Source organism: Rhodopirellula sp. UBA1907 (assembly GCF_002337565.1).
GTDB classification, from domain to species: domain Bacteria; phylum Planctomycetota; class Planctomycetia; order Pirellulales; family Pirellulaceae; genus Rhodopirellula; species Rhodopirellula europaea.
In genome coordinates this window covers 1-6,209 of record NZ_DDGH01000067.1, presented here as the reverse complement: position 1 = coordinate 6,209, position 6,209 = coordinate 1, and the positions used below count along the sequence as shown (strand labels likewise).

General features: G+C 52.3%; 5 protein-coding genes. 1 reads left to right on the top strand and 4 read right to left on the bottom strand.

The window, feature by feature from the left end; genetic code table 11:
* Positions 1 to 99 precede the first annotated feature (99 nt).
* From B2R17_RS14900 to B2R17_RS14885, 4 genes are all read right to left on the bottom strand, one after another.
* Positions 100 to 840: a PEP-CTERM sorting domain-containing protein gene (locus B2R17_RS14900; RefSeq protein WP_286764602.1), complete on the bottom strand. Its 741-nt coding sequence runs from the start codon at positions 838 to 840 to the stop codon at positions 100 to 102.
* Positions 821 to 3,025, bottom strand: coding sequence for a DUF1559 domain-containing protein (locus tag B2R17_RS14895; RefSeq protein WP_286764601.1), 2,205 nt, complete (start codon positions 3,023 to 3,025; stop codon positions 821 to 823). Before B2R17_RS14895 ends, B2R17_RS14900 begins: the two co-directional genes overlap by 20 nt.
* Complete coding sequence (locus B2R17_RS14890; RefSeq protein ID WP_286764600.1) at positions 3,018 to 4,205, bottom strand: DUF1573 domain-containing protein; 1,188 nt, start codon at positions 4,203 to 4,205, stop codon at positions 3,018 to 3,020. The genes B2R17_RS14895 and B2R17_RS14890 overlap by 8 nt, the downstream gene beginning before the upstream one ends.
* Before the next feature lie 211 nt (positions 4,206 to 4,416).
* The gene (locus B2R17_RS14885; RefSeq protein ID WP_286764599.1) at positions 4,417 to 5,688 is read right to left on the bottom strand and encodes a DUF1559 domain-containing protein; all 1,272 of its coding nucleotides are present in this window, start codon (positions 5,686 to 5,688) and stop codon (positions 4,417 to 4,419) included.
* A 322-nt stretch (positions 5,689 to 6,010) separates the two neighbouring features.
* Here B2R17_RS14885 and B2R17_RS14880 point away from each other — a divergent pair.
* Positions 6,011 to 6,209: hypothetical protein (locus B2R17_RS14880; protein ID WP_286764598.1), on the top strand; the 199-nt coding region annotated here is incomplete at its 3' end.

Genomic DNA, 6,209 nt, shown 5'->3' with positions numbered 1-6,209 from the left:
CTTCCAGCCTGTGATTGCGAGGAACACAGGCTAGAAGCCTATGCCACCATTTCAATCCGACACTTTTCCTTCGCTCGTTGCCTAACGCCTTCTCCACAATCAAACCACTTGGAGGCGTTTAACAATCCATCGCCGACCACGAGTCACAAAACCCATCGTCGTCAGAGCAATCATTGCGAGAAACGTGCCAGGTTCTGGCACAGCAGTAACACGAAATGTCACGTTGTCGAACTGATGAGCCATCGCAGTTCCACCTTGATTCCAACTCAACCTAGTTAATCCTTCGAACTCACTACCGAAACTTACGACAAGGGGATTCGTCGGGTTTCGATCACCAGCGTCGAACGGTGAAGTTATTAAAGTAACGTTGTCCATAGGATCGGCTTTCTCGCCCGTGAACTCCACTGTTACGTTCTTGTTAGAGGTCCCTGCGGTACTGAAACCGATAATCGTAATCGACAGCATATCGAAAGTTGGACTTAAACTGGGATCAGCTACCTCAATCGAAAAAGCTCGCGTACCGGCTTGCGACCCGAGAGACGTTGACGTTTCACCTTGCAACGACCAGTGGAAATTACTGTCGTTTTGTGGATAGCTAAAGTCGCCTACAGAAACGCTGAACCTCATTCCATCGAGCACATACTCTCCCTCTTCTGATATTATCTGGTCCCCATCTACATCAAAATCAACGCCGTCATTGAATTCGACCGTCCTGGTTACCGCAGCCGCATCGACCACTCCACCTAGACTCAACAGACTTACCCCCCAAATATACAGAAGTCTCTTTGCAATAAATGCAACAACCCCAATCTTAAAATCTTCAACCATCTTCATAGTCATCACCTGGTGCATTCACTTGAGTACGCTTTCGAGCCACAACCTGCTCGAGATCTGCGTTTTCCGCCAAACCTAGTTGTCGATTGATCGTTCGGATCGTTGCGAGCGGACTGCCGGGATCCTGCGACTGCCATTCCTTCACACGGGCCTGCACATGCAAGCGATCCAAGGATTCCGGCATCACTTCCAAGGACTGCTCGTACCAGTAGCCCGCTCGGTCACGGGTCCCTTGACGATAGATTCCCGCTGGCAATCCTTCCGATAATTCCCACCACATGTCGCCTAGTGCCAAGAAGTCCTCGGCATCGTTGGCACCTTCCAGATCTCGCTTGGCAACTCGGGAAAGTTTTTCACTTGTTCCGTTGATGACCAACGGCAACCCCATTGCCCAATCGCCTTTCAGAAAGCAATAGAACCGACCGAGAGCTGATGCTAATTCCGCGTCACCCGGATTCTTTCGGTACTCGGCTACCTTCTCAGCGGCTTGCTCGTATTGTTTGTTCGCCGAGGTAAGTTGTGTCTGAAGAATCCGGACGAGCTTGTCGGTTGATGCATCGCGTTTGCCACCCCGAACATTGGCTCGCCGAAACCCTCGACGCTCTTCCTCCACTCGTGGCAAAGCGGAAGCGATGCGGCCAACTCCTTCAAAATCGTTTCGTTTCAAACCTTCTTGAATTGCGACCAGCGCTCGGCGGACAAATGCCATCTGACTCGCAGTGTCCTCGTCAACATCATTTCGACGCGAAAACTCCAATAGGCCATCTCGATTGACCTGATAAAGATCGACTTCAAAGGTGGACGCGTGTTGATCCAAGACCGTCTGAAAAAGCATGAAGTCGCCGCTGTCGATCGCCAGATCAATCGCAGCGTTCTGCAGGGCGTAGGCACCTGCGGCGTCATCTGACATCACCAATGATTTCTTCAGGAAATCGTTGCTCAGCTCCGCCTGCGTCTGATTCTGTTTCGCTCGAACCAACTGCTCCCCGAACAACTGCTCGATCCGTTGATTGGAGGTGGCTAAGTCAGGAGATGGAGGGACCGGCAAACGATTTTCACCCCAACTCTCTGCCGCAACCTCCGTATTCTCGACGACCTTGGATGCTTCAACTCGGCCAGAAACCTTCGCTTCCACCTTCGTCTCGCTGTGGGATGGTTTATTTGCAGCAAGCAATGCATCGGGCTCTTTGTGGATGGCCCCCGCCCGCTGCCCATCACCTGATTCATACGTGAACGCGTTGGTCCATTGTTTCGTTGACACCGAATTGGCAACATACGAAGGCCAGCCATTCGCCCAAGCAACCAACGTACCTCCCGATCGCAAATTACCGAGCGATCCTTTCAAAGCAGCTAAATCCGCCGGTTCGAAGTCGACCGGACGAGTCCATTCGACTGCTAGATCATCGTTGACCTCCACGAGCATCAGCGTGTTCTCAATCCCATCCTCAATATTGCGATCGCGCGGGTAACGGTTGTCCCCGAACATGTAGTTGCGATGAGCCGGCAACATCCAATTCGTTTTGCTGTCAAATCGTTCGGGAGAAATCAACTCATCAGGAATGAACTCGATCAGCTCTTTGTTTGGGGAACGATTCCATGGCATGTTGAGATCGAACTTCTCAAATAGATCTTGATGCCCGAGATAAGGCAAAATCAAGACTCTCCAAGACAATGTCTTGATCCCAGCCTTCGCTTGCGCCGACGGCGGATAATGTCCTTTGTCTTCTTTGTATGCCATCAGGGCTTCGGTCAATCGATTGAGATTCTCGACTGCCTTTGCATGACGCTCTGGCTCACCCAAAGGATTTGCCGGTTTCCGATCAGAGACTGGCTTCCAGTCTCCGATTGTTTCTTCCGGACTGTTTGCATCACTGTCTTTGGCTGCCTTCTGCACCGCCGATGTTGTAGCGGCGTTCGCCGTCTCCTTTACCCCTGCTTTGGCGTCGACCACCTTTGATGCGATTGCCGTGCTGACTGGCTGGGTTTGTGCCTTCGCGGACTCCTCTTTTTCGTCCGAACTTTTCGGACGAGCGCGCTGCGCAGCACGCATCATCAACTCTTCTTTGCTGGGACCACAGCCCCCGCAGCACAACAATTGGCATCCCAACACGAGCGACACCATCTTCCCGATGATGTTGCGAAGACCAACTGGCCGCAAGACGATTCCACTTCCTGAAGTGTTATCACTCATCGTTTGCAACCACCGCACCGATCAAAGGAAACCAATTCGAAAAGTCTTCGTTTTCGGGATCACCGATTTGGATGTACCCTCGCTTCTGATCCAAATTGAAGATGGTGGATGGGATCCCTTTGGGAATGCGAATGGTCAGTCGATAGTCGCCAGAACGACTGGTAGGTTCAATGGATACATCGAGTGATTTTGGACTGACATCCAGAACGCTGAGAGCACGCTCTTCGTTGAAGTGCTTGCGAACAATCAGATGAAACTCGTGCTCTTGGTTGTTCCCGAGTGTGCCCAGCTCAAGGCCATCTCGCGAATGGAGCATGGGTGAGTGAAAACTAATGGGAGCGTGCACACGTCCAGTTAGCTCGACACTTTTTTCGATCACATCTGACTCACCATTGACCAGTAAATGCAGCTTCACTTCGCCTTGAAAACGGCCCGGCTTCTGAGCTTGACATCGGAGTTTGACTTGGTTGATGACAGTCGGCTGCTGTTCTGACAAAGACGGTTGTGAGTCGGAAGGAACGACACTTGATTCCCAATCGAATCCGACCAAATCGGACTCGGCACTGACGACTGCGATATCGTCGTGCTGTTGGCTGTAGATCAAAAGAGTCGACTCAACGACTTCACCCGCATCACCGGAGTGGAAAACACCCTTGGCAGGCACAAAGAGCTCGGTTTTAACCACGCCGGAAACCATTAGATCGATCACTTCTCGCGTTGGGTCGTTGGTAATGACACGCGCGGCCTGTTCATATTGTTCGGATTTCTGACCTGTGTTCCACGTCAGTGTGACACTCGTTTTTTCGCCCGGTGCGAGTGTTCCTTTCTGTGCACTTCCAACAGTGCATTTGCAGGTTGTCTCTGCAACGTCAATCGTCAGTGGTCCCGCCCCATGATTCCAAATCTCGAATGCGTGCGAAGCGGTTGTGTGCGGATCGACCAGCCCGAAGTCGTACCGGGTAGATGGCAAAACTGCTTGCGGCAATCCCATCGACTGGGCTTCTTTTCGCAGGGCCTCTTCGCGTTTGATCAACGAAACCTTCTTCTCGTAATCAGCGCGTTCGGCTTTGGAGACGCCATACGGAGCGTAAGTCACGATGGTCGCCAATCCCGTTGAAAGGCCGCCAAGGACAGACGCCAGCAGGATCCCCACAAGCAAAAACTTTCCTGTGATGCTCATCACACTCTATTCTTCAAAGAAAAGGAGAACCAACGAAAATGGAAGCCAAAGCTCGCCATCTTTGTCCGCAAACATTCCTGAACTCGCGCTCATTCGATGGCATGCCTTGCGTAAAACGGCCACGGCATCCATTGAAAGATGCCGTGGCTTGAATGGATGGAACTCGCAATGGTTCCAACTTACGAATCGGATTGTTCAAACCCGAAATGGATCACTCAAAGTTGCCTTTGAAGTAGCCATCGTTGATGAAGATACCGGCGAAGAATTTGTCGCGAGGCATTTCCAACTTGTCGTCGGCGTAGCCAACACCAGAGATCTCAGCAGCGGTCAAACCGGTGACGGGGAAACCAGGATTCAAGAATCCGTCGGCGTTGCTGTCGGCGAAGACTTCAACGTGACCGTCGCCCATCAGAATGTTGCAGCTACCAGCGTGAACAGCGTACCAGTCACGGGTGTCTTGCAAGTAAACACCGTTGCCGCCTGGGCCGGTTGGAGCAGCACATCCAGCTGTGGTGGGTTCGCCACGCTCACAACCGATTTGCGCGAGCAGAGTTTCGTTGCTACCAATCAAGTCCAAGTTTCCTGCAGTCGCATTCCAGTAGGCAGGTCCGTCGTTGAACGCTTCGGTCAACAACGATCCGCTGGCGATGTACTCGACAGCTTCGGTTTGATTCAGGGCAGTTCCCCAGACGCCGGTTCCATCGAAACCGAGAGTCGCGGCGAGAATCGCTTCGTCGACGTCACCAGGTGCTGCACAGCCGATGAAGCCAACGTTGCTGCTGCTGATACGGCTTCGCTCCAAGTCGGCGACGCTCATTGGGCCAGTCGATCCACCCAAACCTTTGAACCCACCGCCGGACCAAGTGGTCAATTCGCCGGTGCTTGGATCAGCTTCGGTTTTGACCATTCCACGGACCAAGTGCCAAGAAGCGGCGTAGTTGGTGTTGTAACCGTTGGTCAAAAAGTAGCGAGCGATCAACTCGGCACGAACAGCAGTTTCTGGAGCCGTTCCGCCAAAGGTGGTGGAGCTTCCATCGCCCGAAACGCCTTGCCAATCAGCTTTACCACACTGGCCAGCACTCAGGCGAGCCAGTGGTGCGGCATCTTTGGCGTCCGTGGTGTCTTTCCCGTACAAGTCATTCAGTTTTTCCGAGCCCTTCAATGGGTTCGAAGGGTCCAACGACTCATTCATGTTGCCGTCGCCAACGTTGACGAGGTCAGCAACCCAACCGTATTCGTCCATGCAACCATCGCGACGGAAGTCCGACGCTCCGCTGCAGAATGAACCAGATGGAGCACGGTTGCTGTACTTGAACAGGCCGATGCCGATGTTCTTCAAGTTGGCTTGGCACTGGGCTGCACGGGCAGCTTCGCGAGCCTTGGTGATGGCTGGCAACAACAACGCTGCCAACAGAGCGATGATCGCGATCACGACCAACAACTCGATCAGGGTGAAACCTGATTTTCGAAATTGCGACTTCATAGTCTTTCCTGAGATTTTAGTTGCCGAAAGCCGAACGGCTTCGACCTTGTGTTAAAATGGGAGGTGGTGAGTTTGGTGGCGTTTGACCGTTAAAAGCCGACGTTTGTTCCAGCAAACTTCAGCTGGTCGAGCGTCACCGACTCCTTCTTCTTCGGAACGAAACCTGGTGGAGAGACTGTCTCCCAAGCTTCAATTCCATTGCGTGATTGCAATCACGCCCAATCGTCTTCTTTCAGTTGCCGTGACGTGTGCCACTGGCTAAGGCAAACCTCCTTTCGGTAGAGAAACTTCTGGTTGCTGTCAGCCTCCTTGAACAGATTCGGTGACTGACAAGACATTCATTTGGGTGGTGTTTTACAAGAAGCCGATAGCACCAACAGGCTTCACAAGTTGCATTCACGAACCTTTCACAATCCCTACTCGCAAGCTTCGCAATTCACTCAAAGAGCGTTTCCCCTTTTTGAACGATTTTCCAGCAACAAAGCTTGTGATCCTCACTGAACCCGCATTATTCACCAAGC